The 21,945-nt window shown below is 75.2% G+C and carries 20 protein-coding genes; 11 read left to right on the top strand and 9 right to left on the bottom strand.

What is annotated here, in order from left to right; genetic code table 11:
• The first annotated feature begins 93 nt into the window (after nucleotides 1–93).
• The 3 genes from ACZ6KO_RS08790 to ACZ6KO_RS08780 all read left to right on the top strand — a co-directional run bounded on the left by ACZ6KO_RS08790 (nucleotide 94) and on the right by ACZ6KO_RS08780 (nucleotide 5,018).
• A complete protein-coding gene (locus tag ACZ6KO_RS08790) occupies nucleotides 94–2,961 on the top strand; it encodes a DEAD/DEAH box helicase (protein WP_469301973.1) in 2,868 nt (955 codons plus the stop codon).
• On the top strand, nucleotides 2,958–4,196 hold the full coding sequence (locus tag ACZ6KO_RS08785) for an SWIM zinc finger family protein (protein WP_469301970.1): 1,239 nt from the start codon (nucleotides 2,958–2,960) through the stop codon (nucleotides 4,194–4,196). The genes ACZ6KO_RS08790 and ACZ6KO_RS08785 overlap by 4 nt, the downstream gene beginning before the upstream one ends.
• Nucleotides 4,197–4,340: 144 nt before the next feature.
• Entirely contained in the window at nucleotides 4,341–5,018 is a 678-nt protein-coding gene (locus tag ACZ6KO_RS08780; protein WP_469301967.1) for a chaplin family protein, read from the top strand.
• On the opposite strand, the gene ACZ6KO_RS08775 is transcribed toward ACZ6KO_RS08780, so the two are convergent.
• Complete coding sequence (locus ACZ6KO_RS08775; RefSeq protein ID WP_469301964.1) at nucleotides 5,015–5,683, bottom strand: DUF2293 domain-containing protein; 669 nt, start codon at nucleotides 5,681–5,683, stop codon at nucleotides 5,015–5,017. The two genes, ACZ6KO_RS08780 and ACZ6KO_RS08775, sit on opposite strands and share 4 nt — an antisense overlap.
• 124 nt (nucleotides 5,684–5,807) lie before the next feature.
• Between ACZ6KO_RS08775 and ACZ6KO_RS08770 the strand changes: the two genes are divergently transcribed.
• Entirely contained in the window at nucleotides 5,808–6,167 is a 360-nt protein-coding gene (locus ACZ6KO_RS08770) for a cupin domain-containing protein (RefSeq protein WP_469301962.1), read from the top strand.
• On the opposite strand, the gene ACZ6KO_RS08765 is transcribed toward ACZ6KO_RS08770, so the two are convergent.
• Both ACZ6KO_RS08765 and ACZ6KO_RS08760 read right to left on the bottom strand, forming a co-directional pair.
• On the bottom strand, nucleotides 6,101–6,871 hold the full coding sequence (locus tag ACZ6KO_RS08765; RefSeq protein WP_469303779.1) for a GNAT family N-acetyltransferase: 771 nt from the start codon (nucleotides 6,869–6,871) through the stop codon (nucleotides 6,101–6,103). The genes ACZ6KO_RS08770 and ACZ6KO_RS08765 overlap by 67 nt on opposite strands.
• A gap of 119 nt (nucleotides 6,872–6,990) precedes the next feature.
• Nucleotides 6,991–8,430, bottom strand: coding sequence for a WGR domain-containing protein (locus ACZ6KO_RS08760; RefSeq protein ID WP_469301961.1), 1,440 nt, complete (start codon nucleotides 8,428–8,430; stop codon nucleotides 6,991–6,993).
• 94 nt (nucleotides 8,431–8,524) lie between these two features.
• Between ACZ6KO_RS08760 and ACZ6KO_RS08755 the strand changes: the two genes are divergently transcribed.
• The gene (locus ACZ6KO_RS08755) at nucleotides 8,525–9,178 is read left to right on the top strand and encodes a nucleoside/nucleotide kinase family protein (protein ID WP_469301958.1); all 654 of its coding nucleotides are present in this window, start codon (nucleotides 8,525–8,527) and stop codon (nucleotides 9,176–9,178) included.
• A gap of 377 nt (nucleotides 9,179–9,555) precedes the next feature.
• On the opposite strand, the gene ACZ6KO_RS08750 is transcribed toward ACZ6KO_RS08755, so the two are convergent.
• From ACZ6KO_RS08750 to ACZ6KO_RS08740, 3 genes are all read right to left on the bottom strand, one after another.
• A complete protein-coding gene (locus tag ACZ6KO_RS08750) occupies nucleotides 9,556–9,744 on the bottom strand; it encodes a PfkB family carbohydrate kinase (RefSeq protein ID WP_469301956.1) in 189 nt (62 codons plus the stop codon).
• A gap of 149 nt (nucleotides 9,745–9,893) precedes the next feature.
• On the bottom strand, nucleotides 9,894–10,781 hold the full coding sequence (locus ACZ6KO_RS08745; protein WP_469301953.1) for a carbohydrate kinase family protein: 888 nt from the start codon (nucleotides 10,779–10,781) through the stop codon (nucleotides 9,894–9,896).
• Nucleotides 10,778–11,710, bottom strand: a complete 933-nt coding sequence (locus tag ACZ6KO_RS08740) for a pseudouridine-5'-phosphate glycosidase (RefSeq protein ID WP_469301950.1) — start codon at nucleotides 11,708–11,710, stop codon at nucleotides 10,778–10,780. Before ACZ6KO_RS08740 ends, ACZ6KO_RS08745 begins: the two co-directional genes overlap by 4 nt.
• A gap of 72 nt (nucleotides 11,711–11,782) precedes the next feature.
• Between ACZ6KO_RS08740 and ACZ6KO_RS08735 the strand changes: the two genes are divergently transcribed.
• Nucleotides 11,783–12,556, top strand: a complete 774-nt coding sequence (locus ACZ6KO_RS08735; protein ID WP_469301948.1) for a class I SAM-dependent methyltransferase — start codon at nucleotides 11,783–11,785, stop codon at nucleotides 12,554–12,556.
• Nucleotides 12,557–12,657: 101 nt separating this feature from the next.
• A complete protein-coding gene (locus tag ACZ6KO_RS08730) occupies nucleotides 12,658–13,035 on the top strand; it encodes a cupin domain-containing protein (RefSeq protein WP_401447474.1) in 378 nt (125 codons plus the stop codon).
• Here ACZ6KO_RS08730 and ACZ6KO_RS08725 read toward each other — a convergent pair.
• The 3 genes from ACZ6KO_RS08725 to ACZ6KO_RS08715 all read right to left on the bottom strand — a co-directional run bounded on the left by ACZ6KO_RS08725 (nucleotide 13,025) and on the right by ACZ6KO_RS08715 (nucleotide 16,194).
• On the bottom strand, nucleotides 13,025–14,386 hold the full coding sequence (locus tag ACZ6KO_RS08725; RefSeq protein ID WP_469301945.1) for an MFS transporter: 1,362 nt from the start codon (nucleotides 14,384–14,386) through the stop codon (nucleotides 13,025–13,027). The genes ACZ6KO_RS08730 and ACZ6KO_RS08725 overlap by 11 nt on opposite strands.
• 193 nt (nucleotides 14,387–14,579) lie before the next feature.
• The gene (locus tag ACZ6KO_RS08720) at nucleotides 14,580–15,098 is read right to left on the bottom strand and encodes a methylated-DNA--[protein]-cysteine S-methyltransferase (protein WP_469303778.1); all 519 of its coding nucleotides are present in this window, start codon (nucleotides 15,096–15,098) and stop codon (nucleotides 14,580–14,582) included.
• 142 nt (nucleotides 15,099–15,240) lie between these two features.
• Nucleotides 15,241–16,194: a glycerophosphodiester phosphodiesterase gene (locus ACZ6KO_RS08715; RefSeq protein WP_469301943.1), complete on the bottom strand. Its 954-nt coding sequence runs from the start codon at nucleotides 16,192–16,194 to the stop codon at nucleotides 15,241–15,243.
• Between the two features lie 180 nt (nucleotides 16,195–16,374).
• Between ACZ6KO_RS08715 and ACZ6KO_RS08710 the strand changes: the two genes are divergently transcribed.
• The 4 genes from ACZ6KO_RS08710 to ACZ6KO_RS08695 all read left to right on the top strand — a co-directional run bounded on the left by ACZ6KO_RS08710 (nucleotide 16,375) and on the right by ACZ6KO_RS08695 (nucleotide 21,911).
• Nucleotides 16,375–17,139: an MHYT domain-containing protein gene (locus ACZ6KO_RS08710; RefSeq protein ID WP_469301941.1), complete on the top strand. Its 765-nt coding sequence runs from the start codon at nucleotides 16,375–16,377 to the stop codon at nucleotides 17,137–17,139.
• Between the two features lie 29 nt (nucleotides 17,140–17,168).
• On the top strand, nucleotides 17,169–19,313 hold the full coding sequence (uvrB, locus tag ACZ6KO_RS08705; RefSeq protein ID WP_469301939.1) for an excinuclease ABC subunit UvrB: 2,145 nt from the start codon (nucleotides 17,169–17,171) through the stop codon (nucleotides 19,311–19,313).
• 80 nt (nucleotides 19,314–19,393) lie between these two features.
• Nucleotides 19,394–19,972, top strand: a complete 579-nt coding sequence (locus ACZ6KO_RS08700; protein WP_469301937.1) for a TerD family protein — start codon at nucleotides 19,394–19,396, stop codon at nucleotides 19,970–19,972.
• Between the two features lie 55 nt (nucleotides 19,973–20,027).
• Nucleotides 20,028–21,911 (top strand): TerD family protein, encoded by a 1,884-nt coding sequence (locus ACZ6KO_RS08695; protein ID WP_469301935.1) that lies wholly within the window; start codon nucleotides 20,028–20,030, stop codon nucleotides 21,909–21,911.
• Nucleotides 21,912–21,945: the final 34 nt, after the last annotated feature.

Genomic DNA, 21,945 nt, shown 5'->3' with positions numbered 1-21,945 from the left:
GGTCAGGGCGCTGTCAGTGGTCGCGCCTAGACTCGCCTGAGGAGTGAACCCGCCAGGACCGGCGGGGCCCTGAGCGAGCGGAAGGGGGACGCCATGACCGAGGCACTGCTGCGCCACGCGGCCGTCTTCCTGCCCGCGCGCGTCCCGCGCGAGGGCGCCCTCGCGTTCTGGTCACCCGACGGTGAGCCGCTCCCGGAGGGGTGCGGTACGGCGGGGACGCTCACGGTCGTCCGGCCGCACGGGACGGGGGTGCGCAGCCGGACCGTGCCCGCCGTGACCCTGGGTGTCACGGAGGCGCTGCCGCTGCTCGTGCGCGCCGGCGGGCGGGCGGCGCACCCGGCCGCGCGGGCCTGGGGGGCCGCCGCGCGGCAGGCCCTGGGGCTGGTCGCGCGCGGCCGGCTGCTGCCCGGGGTCACCGCCGAGGGCATCGACGCCTGGCGGGCGGGGCCGCTCGACGCCGAGGACGTGGCACAGCTGCGGGCGGTCGCGGCCGCGCTGCCGTTCGAGGCGTACGCCACCGCGCGGGCCGGAGGCCGTCCGCTCCAGGTGTCCGAACCGGAGGCGCTGGTGCGGGCGTTCACCGACGCCGTCGCCGATGTCCTGCCGCGCACCCCGGCGGCGGCGTACGCCGCGGGCCGGCCCTTCGCGGCCGCCGAGCCGCAGCAGGTGCCCGGGATGCGGGACTGGGCGGCGCAGGTCGCGGCCGGAGCCGATGCCGGGGTGGGGATATCGCTGCGCCTGGACCTGTCCTCGTACCAGCTCTTCGACGCCGACCGGACGGATACGCCGAAGGAGGCGCGGGCGGACGCGCGGGGGGACGCCCGGGGGGACGCGCCGCCGCGGGACGCCGTCCGCCGGGCGGGTGCGGCCGTGGTCCAGGTGCACAGCCTCGCGGACCCGACGCTGGTGACCGACGCCGCCGCCCTGTGGGCGGGGACGGCGGCCGCCGGGTTCGGCCCGCGGGCCCGGATCGACGCCGTACTGGCGCTGCGCCGGGCGGCCCGGGTGTGGCCGCCGCTGCTCCGGCTGCTGGAGCAGCCCGTGCCCGACGTCCTCGCGCTGTCCGACCCCGAGCTGGAGGACCTGCTGGGGACGGCGGCGGCCGGGCTGGCCGCGGCCGGCGTCCTCGTGCACTGGCCGCGCGAGCTGGCCCGTACGCTCACGGCGACCGCCGTCGTCCGCCCCACCGCGCCCGGCTCGGCCACCGACGGCACCGCCTTCTTCGACGCGGCCGCCCTGTTCGCCTTCTCCTGGGAACTGGCCCTGGGCGGCGACCGGCTGACCCCGGGCGAGATGGACGCGCTCGCGCAGGCACACCGGCCCGTGGTGCGGCTGCGCGACCAGTGGGTCCGGGTGGACCCGGAGCTGGTGCGCAAGGCCCGCAAGCGCGAGCTGGGACTGCTGGACCCGGTCGACGCGCTGGCCGTCGCGCTCGGTGGCACGGCCGAGGTGGACGGGCAGACGGTCCCGGCCGTGCCGGCGGGCGCGCTCGCCGAGCTGAGGGAGCGGCTGACAGGGGAGCTGGAGCCACTGCCCGCGCCCCCCGGTCTCAAGGCCACCCTGCGCGACTACCAGGCGCGCGGTCTGGCCTGGCTGGACCGGATGACCTCGCTCGGGCTCGGCGGCTGCCTCGCCGACGACATGGGCCTGGGCAAGACGGTCACGCTGATCGCGCTGCACCTGCACCGGGACCGGCCCGAGCCGACGCTGGTGGTGTGCCCGGCGTCGCTGCTGGGCAACTGGCAGCGCGAGATCGAGAAGTTCGCGCCCGGGGTCCCGGTGCGCCGCTTCCACGGCAGCGCGCGCAGCCTGGAGCCCGGCACCGGCGGTTTCGTGCTGACGACGTACGCGACGATGCGGGCGAGCGCCGCCCGGCTCTCGGGGCAGAGCTGGGGCATGGTCGTCGCCGACGAGGCCCAGCACGTCAAGAACCCGCACTCGGCCACCGCCCGGGCGCTGCGCACCCTCCCCGCCCCGGCGCGGGTGGCGCTGACCGGCACCCCGGTCGAGAACAACCTGTCCGAGCTGTGGGCGCTGCTGGACTGGACGACGCCCGGCCTGCTCGGCCCGCTGACCACCTTCCGCGCCCGGCACGCCCGCCCGGTGGAGCACCAGCAGGAGGAGGACGGGGGCAACGAGGCGGCGGTGGCCCGGCTGGCCGCGCTGGTCCGGCCGTTCCTGCTGCGCCGCAAGAAGTCCGACCCGGGCATCGCGCCCGAGCTGCCGCCCAAGACGGAGACGGACCATCCGGTCTCCCTCACCCGGGAGCAGGCCTCCCTCTACCAGGCCACGGTGGACGAGGCGATGGCGGTGATCGAGACGAGCGAGGGCATCGAGCGGCGCGGGATGATCATGAAGTTGCTGGCCTCGCTCAAACAGATCTGCAACCACCCGGCGCAGTACCTGAAGGAGGAGCGCCCCCGGATCGCGCACCGCTCGGGCAAACTCGCCCTGCTCGACGAGCTGCTGGACACCATCCTGGCCGAGGGCGCCTCCGTGCTGGTCTTCACCCAGTACGTGACGATGGCCCGGATCCTCCAGGCGCACCTGGCCGCGCGCGGGATCTCCGCCCAGCTGCTGCACGGCGGCACGCCCGTGCCGCGCCGCGAGGAGCTGGTGGACCGCTTCCAGTCCGGCGAGGTCCCCGTGTTCCTGCTGTCGCTGAAGGCTGCCGGTACGGGGCTGAACCTCACCCGTGCCGGGCACGTCGTCCACTTCGACCGCTGGTGGAACCCGGCCGTCGAGGAGCAGGCCACCGACCGCGCCTACCGGATCGGCCAGACCCAGCCCGTCCAGGTGCACCGCATCATCGCCGAGGGCACCGTCGAGGACCGGATCGCCGAGCTGCTCCAGGCCAAGCGGGCGCTGGCGGACGCGGTCCTCGGCTCGGGCGAGTCGGCGCTGACCGAGCTGACCGACCGCGAGCTCGCCGACCTCGTCGCCCTGCGGAGGCCCGCGTGATCACCGCCCGCGACGACCGCCGCCGCACCTTCGACTCCGTACCGGCCGGGCCGGCGGCCGGGGAGGCGGCCACCACCTGGTGGGGCCGGGCCTGGGTGTCGGCCCTGGAGCGGCTCGCGCGCGACAGCGCCCGCCCCCCGGCCCACGGCCGCGGACCCGCCGAGGCCGGCCATGTCGACGCGGTGACCGTCACCCCGGGCCGGATCGTCGCGTACGTCCGCGGCAGCCGGCCCCGCCCCTTCCGGACGGAACTGGCCCTGACGCCCTTCCCGGACGCCGAGTGGGACGACCTGCTGGAGACGCTGGCCGGCGACCCGGCCCTCCTCGCGCCCCTCCTCGAACGCGAGCTCCCCCGGTCGCTGGCCGACCTGTTGCTGCCGGGCCCCGGCGAGCTGCTCGCGCGCTGCTCCTGCCCGGACGCCGATCGCCCGCCCTGCGAGCACGCCGCCGCGCTGGGCCACCGCGCGGCCCGCCTCCTGGACCTGGACCCCTTCGTCCTCCTGCTGCTGCGCGGCCGCGGCGAACGGGAGCTGCTCGACGCCCTCACCCGGCGCAGCGCGGCCCACGCCGCCCGTGAACAGCCCGAGCGGACCCCCGACCTCCCCACGGTCGCGGCCGGGGCGGCCCTGGCCCGCCCGGTCCTGCCGCTGCCCGTGCCGCGCCCCGTCCCGGGGGCCGCCGGCCTGCCGCCCGGTTACCCGGCCGACCCCGGCGCCCCCGACCCGCTGGCCCTGGACCAGCTGGCCACCGACGCGGCCGCGCGGGCGCTGGCCCTGCTCGGCACCGGTGCGGACCCGCTCGCCGGGCTCACCCTGTGGCAGGACGCCGTCCGGCTCGCCTCCGCGCACGCCACGGCCGGCCTGACCGGCACCGCCCGCACCCTCTACCGCGACCTGGCCCGCGCCACCGGCCGCACCCCCACCGACCTCGCCCGCGCCGCGGCGGCCTGGCGACAGGGCGGCCTCGCCGCCCTCGCCGCGCTCGAGGAGCCCTGGGACCCGCCGGCCGGCCCCTTCGACCGGGCCCGCCCCGCCCTCCTCGCCGCGGGCGAGGGCGCCTTCCGCCCCGACCGCAACCGGCTCACGTTCCTCACGCTCCAGCTCCGCCTGGGCCGCGACAGCCTCTGGTACGCGTACGAGTCCCGCCCGGACGACGACGACTGGTGGCCGCGGGGCCGCCCTTCCCCGGACCCGGTGGTTGCCCTGCGCGGCCCGGTTCCCGGCACCGGTACATAGGCATATCCGCGTACACGATGGAGTGAAATGCCTACCGGACCTATAACCCGTATGGGTCTACCGCGTTGATACCGGTGCGGGTGGTTCGCCCGTGAACTCCTGACGGAAAGCGGGAAACTGATGCGGCACAGTCGTCGAAGTGGCGTGATCGCAGCGGTGGTTGCGGGAGGCGGGCTGGCCGCCGTGGGCGCGGGCGGACTCGCCGTCGCCGACGCGGGGGCGAGCGGGCAGGCCCAGCGGTCACCGGGGGTGCTCTCCGGGAACCTGGTGCAGCTGCCGGTGCACGTACCGGTGAACGTCTGCGGGAACACGGTCAGCGTCGTCGGGGTGCTCAACCCGGCCGCGGGGAACCGGTGCGCCAACGACGGGGGCGGGCATCCGGGGCCGCGGTCCTCGTACCCCTCCAAACCAGGCGGGGGGAAGGGTGCGGGCGGCGGCGACCGGAGCGGGAACGGGGGCGGTGCGCGCGCCGAGGGAAGCGGAAAGGATTCACCCGGGGTGCTCTCCGGGAACGGGATCCAGCTGCCGGTGGACCTGCCCGTCAACGTCACCGGGAACTCGGTGAACGTGGTGGGCGTGGGGAACGGCGCCGGCGGCAACACCTCGGTCAACGGGACGACGCCCGTCAAGCCCGTCCTGCCGCCGCCCGCCGTGCGGCCCGTGGAGCCGGCGAAGCCCGCCCCGCTGCCGGCGCCCGAGCCGGAGCCCGGGCCGGGCGCGCTCGCGCACACCGGGGCGGACGCCGCCGGATACCTGCTGCCCGGGGGCGGGGCGCTCCTGCTCGGCGGGGCGCTGCTCTACCGGCGGTTCCGGCTCGGCTAGGGCCACGGTTCCGGTGGCGGCGTGCGCCAGGCGTCCAGGATCGCGTCGATCCGCGGAGCCAGCCGCGCCCGGGCCTCGAAGCGGGGCACTCCCGCCGCGAGCATGGCGTCGTACTCGGTGTCGAGGTGGCGTACGGCCGCCCGTACCGCCACGGAGACGGCGGGTTCCTCCAGGGCGCGGCCGGCCGCGGTGCGGCCCACCCGGCCGCTGCCGCGCAGCGAGGCGTGGGCGGCGATGGCGGCGGCGCGGTCGGGCGGGCACCCGGGGAAGAGCCGGCGTATCTCGGCGGCGAAGGCGGCCGTGAACACGACGTCCTGCGCGGCGCGGCGCAGCCGGGCGCGGTCGCGGCCGCGGGCGCGGGACTCGGCGTCCGCCCGGCAGGACCGTTCCGCCCGGGTCAGGGCCTCCGCCTCGACCAGCAGACCCTGGCGCTCGTAACGCCGCCGGCGCTTGTTGAAGCGCACCACGACGGCCGACAGCGAACTGCCCGTCCGGGCCCGGCGGGTGAGCGCCGCGTCACCGCGCGGCAGGTACACCAGATGCCCGAGGTCGGCACAGTCCAGACAGCGGGGCACCCCGGACAGGCGGACCAGGCGGGGCAGCGGGCCCTGTCGGCACCGGGCGCAGTGGATCTGCTTCCGTGACTCGAACACCATCAGGTTCATGGCCAGTTGATACCGCTCTCCGGCGGACATATCACCTGCGCGGACCTACCACCTGCGCCGTCGCGGCGGACGGTGCTTCGCCAACTCCTCGTCGTTTCAAGCCACTCGTCCTATTGTGTGACTCATGGGACTAGTGGTGCGTGAGGTGGTCATCGAGCCGGGCGGCTCCACCGGGTGGCACTACCACGTGTGCGAGATCGCCGCCGTCGTGAAGTCCGGCACGCTGACCCGGATCCTGCGGGACCTCTCCGTCGAGGTCACCTCGGCGGGCGGCGCGTTCATCGAACCCGCCGGTATCCGCCATGCCCACATCGGACGCAACCTCGGAACCGAGCCGGTGGTGATAGAGGTCCGCTACGTCCTGCTTGAGGGCCGGCCGTTCGCCGTCGAGGTGCCCGCCCCGCCGGGCGCCCGGCGTCAGTCCCGGGTGCCGAGCGCGTGCTCGGTGAAGTTCCCGGCCGTGCGGAAGCCCAGGCGCCGGTAGAGCGGCTCACCCGCCGGGGAGGCCTGGAGCACGGCATGGCGCCGTCCCAGCGCCCGGGCCAGGTGCAGGGCGGCCAGCGTCACCGCCCCGCCGTGACCGCGCCGACGGTGCGCGGCCGTCGTGCAGATCCCGTAGAGCCCGGCCACGTCGTCGTGGTCGAACACCTCGCCCGAGCAAACCGGTTCCCCGGCCACGTACCCGACCAGCAGGTGCGCGGGGCTGTCCGCGGCCAGCAGTGCGTCCCGCGACCTTGCGTAGAAGTCCAGCACCGTCGCCGACGGCGGCTGCCAGTCGGCGGCGAGCACGGCGGCGTAGTCCGCCAGCCCGTCGACGGTGGTCACCCGGCGGATCCGCAGACCCTCCGGCTCCGGCACGGGCGGCAGGTCGCCCAGCTCCGCCCACATCGCGTACGCGCTCTCGGTCACCGGCAGCCCGGCCGCGGTCAGCAGCCGGCCCAGATCCCCCGGGGTGGAGGCCGGCCCCACCCACCAGGAGAAGGGCCGCCCCGTGGCCGACAGCTCCCGCACGGTCCGCGCGATCCGCTCCGGCGCCCCGGCGGCGGTGAACCGCGCGGCCGCCACGACGTTGAAGGTGTCGTCCCCGATCCCGCTGTCCGCGACCAGCAGATCCGGTCCCTCCGTGACGGTGGCACCGGACAGCCGCCGGTGCAGATGGCAGGCGTGCTCGGCGAGGTTGCGCTCCATCCGGTCCAGGAGATCACCGGATCCGGTTCGCCGGATGTGCGGGGCTGTGTCCATGATGGTCCCAGTTCACCACGGACCGGCAGGGGGTTCCCGCACCCCTGCCCGGCCGCCACGCGGGCTCAGACCAGTCGGCGTATCTCGCCGCGCACCCGGTAGAAGCCTCCCGACGCGGCATGCAGCCCGTCGACCACGTACCGCGCGCCGGGCTCCCGGATCCCGCGCGGGAACTGCACGTTCCACGACCGGTCGAAGTCTCCCGACACCACCTGCACCCGCAGCCGGCCGCCCTGCTGGACGCACTCCACCACCACGCCGCCCGCGGGCGCCGCCGACACGGTCGCCACCATCGAGGCGGACGCCGCCGGGGTGTACACGGGCAGCGCGGCCGCCGACTTCACGTCCAGCGCCGTCGGCACCGAACCCTGCTGGGCCGCGGCGATGGCCGCCTCGCTCGCGTCCACGCACACCAGCGACCCGTCGGTGGTGACCAGGTACAGCCGCTCGTCCAGGTACTGCATCGACAGGGCCGAGCCGCTGCCGGTGCGCAGCTTCCACAGCCGCCGCCCGTCCGCGTCGAAGCAGTACACCGACGAGGAGGAGTCACCCGCGAACACGTGCCGGCCGTCCGGGGAGGTCGCGCACGAGTACACCGCCGCGTCGCACCGGTAGGAGGCCTCGATCGCGCCCGTCGCCTTCGCCAGCCGCTGCACGATGTTGTGACCCGTGCCCGCGTAGACCGCGTCCGCCTCCTGCCAGCCGAAGAGCACCCCGCCGGTGGTCCGGGTGTGCCACAGCTCCCCGCCGCCGTCCGGCGCGTACGCCGTCACGCCGTGCGTGTGCCCGTGGTAGACGGCATCCGCGTCCGCCCGCACCATCCAGGCGTTCGACCCGGCGGACTTGCGCGACCACTGGTACTCGTCCTCGTGGTCGATGACGGTCAGGCCGCCGCCCGCGTCCGAGACGTTGAGCACGCCCTCACGGATGTCGAGCCAGAAGATGTCCACGTCCGGCGCGATGTCGTAGGCCCCGAACGGCACCTTCGAGGACAGGTCGTACACCGTGCCGTCGTCGCACCCCGCGTATATCCAGAACTCGTCCGCGACCAGGCACTTCACACCGTCCGGCAGGGAATACCGGGCCAGCACCTCCCCGCCGTGGCTCAGCGTGTAGACGTCCCCCGACTGGTTGCCGACCCAGCAGCGGTCCTCGTCCACATGGATCCCGAACGCCGCCGCCCCCGTGCGGAAGCGCCACAGGACCGGGGCCACGGCACGGGCCGTCGACGGCGCCGACGCCACCTGACGGCGGGTCACCGCCCGGGCGGCACGCTGCCCCTGGACCGCCGGCGCGTACCCCTTGCGGACCTTCTCGCCGATCTTCTTCGCGGCGGCCGCGCGCGCCCTCTCGACGGTCGGGAACGAGGACGTCTGGAGCTGGCCGTCGGCGCCGATGCGGCCGTAGCGCACCGCCACCTGCGTGCCGTCCACCGTCACTTCGTAGAACTTGTGCGCCCCGCCGCCTTCCTGCGACAGCTCCAGGTACGTCGTCTCGCGAGCCATGGCAGACCCCTCCCCACGGTGGGGCCCGACGGCCCTGTTCCCGCCGGTGTTCCCCTCGTGGAAAACGCTACGGGCGACCACTGACAATGGGGTGGTGCAGCTGGAACCGATCACCTGGGAGCGGATGGCCGAGCGCCTCGCGGCCCGCCTCGACGAGCGGCCCGGAGCGCGGGACGGGGGCCGGGACGGCCCGTGGCTGCGGATGGCGGTCGACGGCGCGCCCGCCGCCGGCACCGGCACGCTGGCCGAGCTGACCGCCTCCGCCCTGCGGCTGCGCGGCCGCTCCGTCCTGGTCGTCCCGGCGCAGGGGTTCCTGCGGCCGGCCTCGCTGCGGCTGGAGTTCGGCCGCCAGGACGTGGAGTCGTACCTGCGCGGCTGGTACGACACCGCCGCGCTCTGGCGCGAGGTGTTCACCCCGCTGGAGCCGGGCGGCACCGGGCGCGTCCTGCCCGACCTGTGGGACCCCGTGACCGACCGGGCCACGCGCAGCCCGTACACCGAACTCCCGCCCGGCGCCGTGGTGATCGTGCACGGGCCGCTGCTGCTGGGACACTGGTTCCCCTTCGACCTCAGCGTCCACATCCGGCTCTCCCCGGGCGCGCTGGCCCGCCGTACGCCGGAGGCGGAGCGCTGGACCCTGCCGGCCTTCGCGCGCTACGAGGCCGAGACCGACCCGGGCGCGGCGGCCGACACCCTGGTCCGCGCCGACGACCCCCGCCACCCGGCCTGGACGGGCCTCCGGAACTGACCGAAGCCGCTCGCCGGCCCCGGGGCCACTGGTCTTCCTGCCCGCCGTCCACGGCTACCGGCCTGCCGGCCTGGCGCCCGGGCTCTCCGGCCTATCGGTCTGCCGTCCGGGGCCGCCGGCCTGCCGCCTGGGCGCGCCGGCCTGTCGGCTGCCGTCCGGGGCTACCGGTCTGTTGGCTTGCGGTCCGGGGGCCACCGGCTTGCCGTCCGGGGCTACCGGCCTGTCGGCCTGCCGTCCAGGGCCGCTGGCCTGCGGTCCGGGCGCGCCGGTCTGTCAGCCCATGGCCCGGGGCCTCCCGCGCTCCCCGGAACGGGGCCCCGACCGGGGCCCGTGCCGTGTGCGGCAGTGCCGCCCGGCGGGGGCCGGGTGCCCGGGCGCTATGGGCGGCCGCCCAGGCGGGTTACCGCCGCTGCGGCCGCGCGGCAGCCCGCCCATGCCGCTTCGGCCGGGTCCGCCCCCGCGAGTCGGGCCGTCAGGAAGCCGCCCGTGAGGGCGTCGCCGGCCCCCGTGGCGTCGACCCCTCGCCGGTTCCGCTGGCACCTCGGCGGCCTGTCGCCCGGGGCCACCGGCCTGTCGGTCCTGCCCGGGTCTGTCGGCCTGCCGTCCGGGCACGCTGACCCGTCGGCGCGCGGCCCGGGGCCTCCCGCGCTCACCGGAACAGGCCCCGACCGGGGCCCCGTTCCGCGTGCGGTAGCGCCGCCCGGCGGGGGTCGGGCTACGGGCGGCCGCCCAGGCGGGTTACCGCCGTCGCGGCCGCGCGGCAGCCCGCCCGGGCTGCTTCCGCCGGGTCCGCCCCCGTGAGACGGGCCGCCAGGAAGCCGCCCGTGAAGGCGTCGCCGGCGCCCGTGGTGTCGATCGCCGCCGCCGGCTCCGCCGGTACCTCGGCGCTCACCGCGCCCGCCTCGGCGACCAGCGCCCCCGCCGCCCCCCGGGTGACCACCACCAGCGGGAAGCGCAGGCTCAGCGCGGCCGCCGCCCGGGCCACGTCCGCCGTCCCGGCCAGCAGCCGGGCCTCGTCCTCGTTGGGGAGCAGCACGTCCGCGCCGGCCACCGCGGCGAGGAAACGTTTCACCCCCAGGTCGGCCAGGAACCCCGCCGACGCCGGGTCCACGCTCACCGGCACGCCCCGGGCCGTGGCCGACCGCAGCGCCAGCTCCGCCAGCGCCCGGCTGCTGTCGGCGAAGTACAGGTAGCCCGACAGGTGCAGCCGGGCCACCCCGTCCAGCAGCGACGGCGTCCAGTCCGCGGGCGACAGCCGCAGCGCGGCCCCGCTGTCGGTCAGGAAGGTCCGCTCCGCGTCCTTGCCGACCAGCGCCACCACCGTCCCGGTCGGCTCCGCCGGGTCGACCACCAGGTGCGGCCGCACCCCGGCCGCCAGCAGCGCGCTCTCGTGCCAGGCGGCGGACTCCGCGCCCACCCGCGCCAGCAGCCGTACCTCGGCCGCCCCCTGACGTACCGCCCAGCAGGCGGCGTTGGCCCCCGCCCCGCCCGGCAGCGTACGGATCCGGGCGGCCGTGTCCGTCGCCGGCGCGAGGGGTTCCGTATGCACCGCGACGACGTCGGTCACCACATCCCCGATGATCAGCAGCGCTCCTCCGCTCACCGCGCCCCCGCCTCCGCCCACGCGGCCGCGATCCGCGCGCCCAGCCGCACGTTCCCGCGCACCGCCGCCAGGTTCGCCTCCAGCGAGGCCCCGCCGGTCGCCCCGACCAGGAAGTCCAGCAGGAACGGCGTCACCGCCTGCCCCGTGATGCCCCGCTCCCGGCACTCCTCCAGCGCCTGCGCCAGCACCCGGTCGTGCAGCGCCGGATCCAGCTGCTCCGCCTCCGCCACCGGATTGGCCACCAGCAGCGCCGACGCGGGCCCGGCCAGCGCGTCCTGAGCGGCCATCACCCGCGCCACCTGCTCCGGCGCGTGCACCGTCCAGTCCACCGGCTCGCCCGAACTCGTCAGGTAGAACCCCGGGAAGTGCGCCGTGCCGTACCCGAGCACGGTCACCCCCAGCGTCTCCAGCCGCTGGAGCGTCGCCGGCACGTCCAGGATCGACTTCACGCCCGCGCACACCACCGTGATCCGCGTCCGCGCCAGCAGCGCCAGGTCCGCCGACTCGTCCTGCGTGTGCGTCCATTCCCGGTGTACGCCGCCCAGCCCGCCGGTGGCGAAGACCCGCAGCCCCGCCCGCGCGGCCAGGAACGCCGTCGCCGACACCGTCGTCGCACCCGTGGCCCGCGCCGCCACCGCCGGAGCCAGGTCCCGGTGGCCGAACTTGCGTACGTCCTCGCCGCCCGCGATCCGCTCCAGCTGAGCCTTGTCCAGCCCGGCGTGCGGCACCCCGTCCAGCACCGCCACCGTCGCCGGAACCGCGCCCTCCGAGCGGACGAGCGCCTCCAGTTCCTCGCCCACCGCCAGATTGCGGGGGCGCGGCAGGCCGTGCGCGAGGATCGTCGACTCCAGGGCGACGACCGGCTGACCCCCCTCGAGCGCCTCGCGTACCTCTTCGGACAGGACCGGAATCACGGTGTGCTGTGGCATGTCCCCATCCATGGCACGGGACGAGCGCCTCCAAACGCCGCCCGGCACCGGCTGTCCGAGTAGCGTCCCCCCATGGACCCCCGCGGCTTCTACGACCGGCTGGCAGCGCGCTACCACCTCATGTACGCCGACTGGGACGCGAGCACCGCCCGCCAGGGCCGCGCCCTGGACGCCCTGCTCACCGCCGCCCTCGGCCCCGGCCCGCACACCGTCCTCGACAACGCCTGCGGCATCGGCACCCAGGCCCTGGGCCTGGCCGCACGCGGTCACCGGGTCACCGGGAGCGACCTCAGCCCGGCCGCCGCCGCCCGCGCCGCCCGCGAGGCGGCCGCCCGCGGGCTGCGCCTGCCGGCCCTGGCCGCCGACATGCGCGCCCTGCCCTTCCCGGACGCCTCCTTCGACGCCGTCGTCTGCGCCGACAACGCCCTGCCCCACCTGCTCACCGAGCACGACGTGATCGCCGCCCTGGCCGAAACCCGCCGGGTGCTGCGCCCCGGCGGGCTGGCTCTGCTGTCCACCCGCCCCTACGGCGAACTGCGCCGCGCCCGGCCCGCCGCCGACCCCCCGCACGTGCGCACCGGGCCGGAGGGCCGGACCATCACCTTCCAGCTGTGGCACTGGCACGACGACGGCGAGCGCTACGACCTGGAGCTCTTCCAGCTGCTGCCGGACGGCGACACGTGGACCACGCACACCGTCACCACCACCTACTGGGCGCTGACCGAGGAGCACACCGCCGCCCTCGCCGGGCGGGCGGGCCTGGCCGACCCGGTCTGGCACGCTCCCCGCGACACCGGTTTCCACCAGCCGGTCCTGGCCGCGCGCCGCCCCGGCCGGGCACGGTGAACCCGGCACCGTGGACTGGGCACAGTGACACGTCGGCGGCGCCGATCGTGGACGGGTTGACCAGGCTCGGCGGCCCCGCACGGCGGCTAGGGTGGCGGGCCATGAGCACCCGTGATCACACGCCCGCCCCCGCCTCGTTCGCCGTCTCCGTTCCCGACATCCCGGACGCCGAGCTGGAGGCCGAGGACCTCGACCCCGCGCAGATCGTCTCCGGCGAGCCCGTCGTGACCGGCAAGGTGCTGTGGGAGTCCCCGGACGGCACGCAGGTGCGCGGCATCTGGCAGATCACGCCCGGCGTGGTCACCGACACCGAGGCCGACGAACTGTTCGTCGTGGTCAGCGGGCGCGCCACCATCGAGGTCGAGGGCGGGCCCACGCTGGAGGTCGGCCCGGGCTCCGCCTGCGTGCTCCGGGAGGGCGACAAGACCACCTGGACCGTCCACGAGACGCTGCGCAAGGCCTACCACATCAGTCTGTGACGCCCTTGCCGGGCCGCGGCCCGGCCTCGGCGCCGGCCCCCGTGCCGGCGTCCACGTCGGCCCCGGCGGCCGCGTCCCGCTCCGGATGGCGGCGCGCCGTGAACAGCGCGAGCGCCGCCATCGGCAGCAGCAGCGCCGCGCCGCCGGCGTTGAGCCAGCCATAGCCCGCCTGGGCCACGATCAGGCCGGCGGCGGCACCGCCGACGCCCGCGGCCGTGTTCATCGCCAGGTCCGACAGGCCCTGGACGGCCGCCCTGGCCGGCTGCGGCACCGAGTCGGTGAGCAGGGCCGAGCCCGCCACCATCCCCGCCGACCAGCCCAGACCCAGCAGGAAGAGGCCGGCCGCGGTCTGCCCGTGACGGGGTCCGGCCGTACCGGCGAGCAGCGCGGCGAGCGAGAGCAGTCCGGCCGCCAGTCCGGTCACCGCCAGCCGTCCGATCCGGTCGGCGAGCCAGCCCATCACCGGCGAGAAGGCGAACATCCCCGCGATGTGGCCGCTGATGACCAGGCCGATCAGCTGGAGCCCGGCCCCGTGGTGACCGAGGTCGAGCGGGGTCATCACCATGATCGACACCATGGTGGTGTGCGAGACGACGACGGTCGTCAGGGCCAGCCGGGCCCGCGGCGACGCCTTCACCGCCGCGATTCCGGCCCGCAGCGAGCGGCCCTCGCGCGTCTCCTCCCCGGACGCGGCCAGGGCCCGGGCCGCCAGCAGCGGATCGGGCCGCAGCAGGGCGCCGAGCAGCAGGGCGGTCAGGACGAAGATGGCGGCGGCCCACAGGAACGGGCCCGCCGCCGCGGGTATGGAACTGCCCTCGAAACTCTCGCTGGCCGGCGCCGAGAGCGTCGGGCCCAGCACCGCGCCGAGCGTGGCGGACCACACCACGAAGGAGATCGCCCGCGCCCGCCGGTCGGGTTCGGCGAGGTCGGCGGCCGCGAACCTGGCCTGGAGGTTGGCGGAGGAGGCCGCGCCGAAGGCGGCCATGCCGAGCAGCAGCAGCGGGAAGTTCGCCATGACCGCCGCCAGCACCACCAACGCCGCGCCCACCGCGCCGATCAGGTACGCCAGGACCAGCCCGGCCCGCCGCCCGCGCCGGGTCATCAGCGCGGCGAGCGGCAGGGAGACCAGCGCGGTGCCCGCCACCGAGGCGGTGGAGGCGAGCCCCGAGAACTCCTCGGTGCCGCTGACCTCGGTCGCCAGGACCGGGGCCAGCGCGATGCTGATGGGCACGCCCAGGCTGCCCACGATCTGGCTGGCGACCAGGACGGACGTGGTGCGCCGCCGCAATCGGGGCAGGTCGTCGGGGGTCACGGCGGGCAGCGGTCGCGCGGAGGTCTGCGAGGTGGTCACCGGCGCAGTCTTCCAGCCCTCACCGCCGAGCGGAACGGAAAATCCGCCCGGGCGGGTGCGCGCCCGGCCCGGCGACCGCCGCGTGTACGCCTGCCCGCAGCGACCGCCGTGTACGCGCCCGTCCACAACGACCGCCGTGTACGCGCCCGTCCGCGACGACCGCCGGGTGCGTGCCCGCCGCGTGCGCGCCCGCTCAGAACAGCGGCGCCGGCAGGACGCCCTCCAGCGCGAGCAGGGCCCGCTTGGTCTCCACGCCCCCGCCGAACCCTCCGATGCCGCCGTCGTTCTCCACGACCCGGTGGCAGGGCACCACCAGCGGCAGCGGATTGGCGCCCATCGCCGCGCCGACCGCCTGGGCCGCGCCCGGCCGGCCGACCCGGGCCGCCAGTTCGCCGTACCCGACGACCTGTCCGTAGGGCACCGACGCGGCCAGTTCCCGCAGCACCAGCCGGTTGAACCCGGAGGTCAGCCGCCAGTCCAGGGGCAGGTCGAAGGTCCGCAGCCCGCCCGCGAAGTACGCGGCGATCCGGCGCACGGGCTCGGCCAGCCGCACCTCCGTGCCCTCCGCCGGGCGCCAGGCGGGCAGGCCGAGCCGGGCCGCCAGCGGGTCGATCAGGTCCGTGGAGGCATGGAACTCCACCCGGACCAGGCCCTCCTCGGTCGCCGCCAGGAAGAGCGGACCGATGTCACTGCCGACGACGGTCCACTCCAGGTGCGGCCCGGCCGGCGACCCACCGCCGTCGCGCCCACCGCCGTCACGCCCGCCCCCGTCACGCCCGTCGCCGTCCACCGATGTGCTGTCCACGCCTCCACCGTACGGCGCCCCACCGACACCGCGGCCCGCGCGCGCGGTGTCAGAACCCGCCCACCGCCTCCCGCACCACGTCGGGGGCGTTGCTGATGATCCCGTCCACCCCCATCGCCTGCACCTTCCGTGCGGTCGCCGGGTCGTCCACGATCCAGGTGTCGACCTCCAGCGCCCTGCCGTGCGCCCCGGTCACCCGGTGCACTGCCGCCACCCACTCGGCCGAGATCGTCGTGTGCCACGGGTTGATCCGGTCGGCGAACTCCCCGTACCGCGCCAGGTCCGTCTCCGGCGGGGTGCCCAGGAACGCCGTGACGACATCCGGTCGCAGCGCGTGGACGATACGGACGCAGTCCGCGTCGAAGCTCTGCACGACCAGCCGGCGCCTGACGTGCTGCTCGTCGAGCCAGCCCGCCTCCTGGAGGACCCGCAGGGTGTCCCGCTCGATGCCCGGGTACAGCTGCGGCTTCTTGATCTCCAGCAGCAGCCGCTGCTGGTTGTCGTCCACCCGGTCGAGGTACTGCCGCAGCGTCGGCACCCGGGCCCCGGCGAACCGGGCGCCGAACCAGCTGCCCGCGTCCAGCGTGGCGATCTCGGCGGCCGTGAAGTCCTGCACGCGCCAGGGCTTGCGGTCCGGAAAGAGCGTCTTGACGTCCGTCGTGCGCGTCAGGGTGTCGTCGTGGATGACGACCAGCACGCCGTCCTTGGTGCGCTGCACGTCGTTCTCCACCCAGTCGACGTACATGGCCGCCGCGGCGTCGACGGCCGCGAGGGTGTTCTCGGGGGCGTACGACGAGGCCCCCCGGTGGGCGTACACCACGGGCGCCCCCACCAGCCGTACCGGGTCGGAGCCGGCGCGGGACGAGGGGGACGAGAGGGACGAGCGGGACGACGGCGACGAGGGGGCGGGGGTGGTGGCCGTGGCGGAGGAGGCCGTACCGGCGAGGGTGAGGGCGAGGCCCAGGAAGGCGGCGGCGGCCGCGGCGACGGGTCGGACGTACATGTGCGTTCTCCTCGGTCGAAACAGCGTCAGCGGGCGGCCCGGCCGGAAATGGATCACGGCCAATCCGGCCCGAGGCGGTGCGCGAGGGCGGCCTGCCGCCCTACGCTCGGGCCGTGCCGGGCCCGGCACGGCGCACGGGGGAGCGGGCGGGGGCCGGGGGTGGCGAAAGGGCGGGCAGGGATGCAGGGTGGGATGCACGGCGCGGTCGTCGGCGTGGGCGGCTATGGCTGGATCACGCCCCTCGTGGGGTTCCTGACGGCCTGTCTCGGCGGGGCGCTCGGCCTGCGCTGCACCACCCGGTCCCTCCTCGTCGAGCGCTCGTGGCGGCCGGGCTGGGCGGCGCTGGGCGCCACGGCCATCGGTTCCGGGATCTGGACGATGCACTTCATCGCGATGATGGGCTTCACGATCACCGGGTCGCCACTGAACTACGACAAACGGACCATGGCCGCGAGCCTGGCGGTCGCCGTGGTGATGGCCGGGGCGGGCATCGTGATCGTCCGGCACGGCCGGGGCTCGGTGCTGTCGGTCCTCACCGGCGGCACGATCACCGGTCTGGGGGTCGCCTCCTCGCACTACCTGTGCATGGCGGGGGTGCGGCTGCACGGCCGGTTCGTCTACGACAACCTCCTCGTCGCCCTCTCCGTCGTGATCGCGGTCGTCGCCCTGACCGCCGCCGTGGCGATCGCGGTCCGGCGCCGCGGCCCGCTGCCCACGCTGGCGGCGGCCCTGCTGACCGGCGCCGCGGCCACCGGTACCCACTACGCGGGGATGGCGGCGCTGCGGGTCCGGCTGGACCCCGGGCCCGTCGCCGCCGGGGAGCCGGTGGCCCCCTCGCTGGCCCCGATGCTCGCCGGTCCGCTGGTGCTGCTGGTGGGGGCCGGCTTCCTGGTCCTGCTGGGCCCGCTGCTGCTCACGGCCCGGCCCGGGCGCGCGGATGCGTGAGTGTCAGTGGGGGGCCGTACGGTGGACCCATGCGGCCCGTATCGAAGATCGAACGCACGGTGGCGCCTTTCGAGGTCGTCAGCTCCTACCAGCCCAGCGGTGACCAGCCGACGGCCATCGCCGAGCTGGAGAAGCGCATCCGTGCAGGTGAGAAGGACGTCGTACTGCTGGGTGCGACGGGTACCGGCAAGTCGGCGACGACCGCCTGGATGATCGAGAAGCTTCAGCGTCCCACCTTGGTCATGGCGCCGAACAAGACGCTCGCCGCGCAGCTGGCCAACGAGTTCCGCGAACTCCTACCCAACAACGCGGTCGAGTACTTCGTCTCGTACTACGACTACTACCAGCCCGAGGCCTACGTCCCGCAGTCGGACACCTACATCGAGAAGGACTCCTCCATCAACGAGGAGGTGGAGCGGCTGCGGCACTCCGCGACCAACTCGCTGCTCACCCGGCGCGACGTCGTCGTGGTGGCCTCGGTGTCCTGCATCTACGGTCTGGGCACCCCGCAGGAGTACGTCGACCGCATGGTCCCGCTCAAGGTCGGCGACGAGATCGACCGCGACCAGCTGCTGCGCCGCTTCGTCGACATCCAGTACACGCGCAACGACATGGCCTTCACCCGCGGCACCTTCCGGGTCCGCGGCGACACCATCGAGATCTTCCCGGTCTACGAGGAACTGGCCGTCCGCATCGAGATGTTCGGCGACGAGATCGAGGCCCTCTCCACGCTCCACCCGCTGACCGGCGAGGTGATCAGCGACGACCAGGTGCTGTACATCTTCCCCGCCAGCCACTACATCGCCGGTCCCGAGCGCATGCAGAACGCCATCCGCGGCATCGAGACCGAGCTCGCCGGGCGGCTGACGGAGCTGGAGAAGCAGGGCAAGCTGCTGGAGGCCCAGCGCCTGCGGATGCGCACCACGTACGACCTGGAGATGATGCAGCAGATCGGCTCCTGCTCCGGCATCGAGAACTACTCGCTGCACATGGACGGCCGGGAGCGCGGCTCCGCGCCCAACACCCTCATCGACTACTTCCCCGAGGACTTCCTCCTCGTCATCGACGAGTCGCACGTCACGGTGCCGCAGATCGGTGCGATGTACGAGGGCGACGCCTCGCGCAAGCGGACCCTGGTCGACCACGGCTTCCGGCTGCCGTCCGCGCTCGACAACCGGCCGCTGAAGTGGGAGGAGTTCCAGGAGCGGATCGGCCAGACCGTCTACCTGTCGGCCACCCCCGGCACGTACGAGCTCTCGCGCGCCGACGGGTTCGTCGAGCAGATCATCCGCCCCACCGGCCTCGTCGACCCCGAGGTCGTCGTCAAGCCGACCGAGGGGCAGATCGACGACCTGGTGCACGAGATCCGCAGCCGGGTCGAGAAGGACGAGCGGGTCCTGGTCACGACCCTGACCAAGAAGATGGCCGAAGACCTCACGGACTACTTCCTGGAGCTGGGCATCGCGGTCCGCTACCTGCACAGCGACGTCGACACCCTGCGCCGCATCGAGCTGCTGCGCGAGCTGCGCGCCGGCGAGTACGACGTCCTGGTCGGCATCAACCTGCTGCGCGAGGGCCTGGACCTGCCCGAGGTGTCGCTCGTGGCGATCCTCGACGCCGACAAGGAGGGCTTCCTGCGCTCGGGCACCTCGCTGATCCAGACCATCGGCCGCGCGGCGCGCAACGTCTCCGGCCAGGTCCACATGTACGCGGACCGGATGACGCCCGCGATGGAGAAGGCCATCGAGGAGACCAACCGGCGCCGCGAGAAGCAGATCGCCTACAACACGGCGAACGGCATCGACCCGCAGCCGCTGCGCAAGAAGATCAACGACATCGTGGCCACCATCGCCCGCGAGGAGGTCGACACCGAGGAGCTCCTCGGCAGCGGCTACCGGCAGGCCAAGGACGGCAAGGGCGCCAAGGCCCCGGTGCCCGCCCTCGCCGCGCACGCCGCGAAGCCGGCCAAGGGTGCGAAGGGTGCGAAGGCCAAGGCCGGCGCCGTGGTCACCGACCGTCCCGCGGCGGAACTGGCCGATCTGATCGAGGAGATGACCGCGCGGATGCGGGCGGCCGCCGCCGATCTGCAGTTCGAGGTCGCGGCCCGGATCCGGGACGAGGTGAGCGAACTGAAGAAGGAGCTCCGACAGATGAAGGAAGCGGGCCTCGCCTGAGGCCTGGCCGGTAAGTAATGTTTGCGGCGGGGCCGCGGGCACCGCAGTGCCCGCGGGCGACACAGGAGAGGGGACAGCGCGTGACGGTCAACATGACCAAGGGTCAGGCCATCAGTCTGCAGAAGGCGGACGGAGGGACGCTGACCGCGGTCCGGATGGGCCTCGGCTGGCAGGCCGCCAAGCGCCGGGGGCTGTTCGGCTCCCGGACCCGGGAGATCGACCTGGACGCCTCGGCGGTGCTGTTCGCGGACAAGCAGCCGGTCGACGTGGTCTTCTTCCGGCACCTGACCAGCGACGACGGCTCGGTCCGGCACACCGGTGACAACCTGGTCGGCGGCGTCGGCCAGGGCGGCGACGACGAGGCGATCCTCGTCGACCTCCAGCGGGTGCCGGTCCACATCGACCAGATCATCTTCACGGTGAACTCGTTCACCGGCCAGACGTTCCAGGAGGTGCAGAACGCGTTCTGCCGCATCGTGGACGAGACCAACGGCCAGGAGCTGGCGCGCTACACGCTCGACGGCGGCGGCGCCTACACCGCGCAGATCATGGCCAAGGTGCACCGCGCGGGCACGGGCTGGAAGATGACGGCCCTGGGCAACCCGGCCAACGGCCGGACCTTCCAGGACCTGCTGCCGTCGATCCTGCCGCACCTGTAGGCGAAGCGGCACCGGGAACACGGCACACAGAAGAAGCACCGGGGGAGACACGACGATGGCGGCCGAGCTGGTCCGGGGGCAGAACCACCCTCTGCCCGACAGCCGGGTGGAGATCAGGGTCACCGCGGGCACTCCGGTGCTCGCCCTGGCCTCGCTCGGCGACGAGCAGGGGGCACTGCCCGGGCCCGAGAGCTGCGCGCACCCCGGTGCGCGCAGCCTTCCGGGGGTGGAGGCGCCCGCCGCCTCCGCCGACCGGCACCGCTTCGCCGTCGACCTCGACGCGGTCGACGCGGGTGTGCACCGGGTCGGTGTGCTCCTCGCGCTGCCGCAGGGCGGCCCCGCGCGGTTCGGGGCCGTCGCCGCGCCGCACGTCAGCGTCGCCACCGCGGACGGCCCCGAGCTCGCCGGGTTCACCCTGACCGGGCTGGACGCCGAGACGGCCGTCGTCGCCCTGGAGCTCTACCGCCGCCAGGGCGCCTGGAAGGTCCGGGCCGTCGGCCAGGGCTACGCCGACGGCCTTCCCGGCCTCCTCGCCGACCACGGGCTCACCCCCCCGGCCGCCGCCGATCTGGCGGCCAGGATCCACGCGGCCGCCGGGGCCCCGGTGGCCCCCGTCGCACCCGGTCCGGTCCCGGTGTCCGGCGTCCCCTACCCGGGCACGCCGGGCCCCGCGCCCACCGGACCCGACCAGCCGCCGGCGCCGCCCGCCGATCTCGGCGGGCCCGCCACCATCTCGTACGCGCACCCGCGCCGCGGCCGTACCGAACCGCCCCCGCCGCCGCCCCAGGCGCCGCCCGCCCAGCCGGGCGAGCCGGCCCGCCCGGTGGCCGGCGACGCCACCGGCTGGTCCATGGAGGAACGGCTGTACAACCAGGTCTGGGGCATGTTCGAGGACCTGGCCCGCGCCGCCGCCGCGTACCGCAGCGCCGTCGACTTCGCCGACACCCGCATGGACCGCGAGCTCGACGACGCGCTGTCCGACCCCCGCCACCGCATCGGCGGCTCCGGCAACGCCGCGCGCGACGCCGCCCAGGCCCGCCGCGACGAGCTGGTCGCCCAGGCCAAGGCGGTCCTCGACCGCGACCTCGCCCAGCTGACCGCCGAGACCGAGGTGGTCGAGCCCGCGCTGCCCAGCGCCTACGCCCGCTGGGACAACCCCGTCTGGCACGGCCACGGCCTGCCCGAGCAGCCCCCGATGGCGGTACGGCTGGGCGATCTGCACCTGCCCGAGCGCCCGGACCTGCGGATCCCGATGCTCGTCCGGTTCCCGCTGGAGCGCGGCCTGTGGATCGACAACGGCCGCACCGGCTCCGAGGCCGCGATGACCATGGACACCGCCCGGCTGCGCCGCCTGGCCATGGACATGGCCGTCGCGCACGCCGTACGGATGCTCGCCGTCCACCCCGACGGCGCGCTCTCCGTCCACGTCATCGACGCCGCCGGCGCGGGCGCCGCCTCACTGGAGCCGCTGGTGCGCTCCGGGGTGCTGGCCGCGCCGCCCGGGGCCGGGGCCGCGGGGGTCACCCAGACCCTGGCCCACCTCACCCGCCGGGTGGACCTCGTCCAGATGGCGGTCCGGGCCGGGGCGCCCGAGGACCTGCCGCCGGACCTGGACACCCGCGAGCAGCTGCTGATCGTCCACGACTTCCCGCACGGTTTCGACGACCGCGCCGTCACCCAGCTGCGGTACCTGGCGGACGAGGGCCCCCGGGTCGGCGTGAACCTGCTGATGGTCGCCGACCGCGACGAGGCCTCCGCGTACGGGCCGCTGCTGGACCCGCTGTGGCGCTCGCTGATGCGGCTCTCGCCGGTGCCGGACGACCACCTCGCGGACCCCTGGGTCGGCCACGCCTGGACCTTCGAGCCGGCCCTGCCGCCGGCGGGCAGCCAGGTGCTGGAGCAGGTGCTGGCGCGGGTCGCCCACGCCCGTCGGTCGTGACCATTCGCTGACCCGTCTTTGGGACTCTCTTTAC

The organism is Streptomyces sp. NPDC042102, from assembly GCF_055582305.1.
This window is presented reverse-complemented; position numbering and strand designations above follow the sequence as displayed.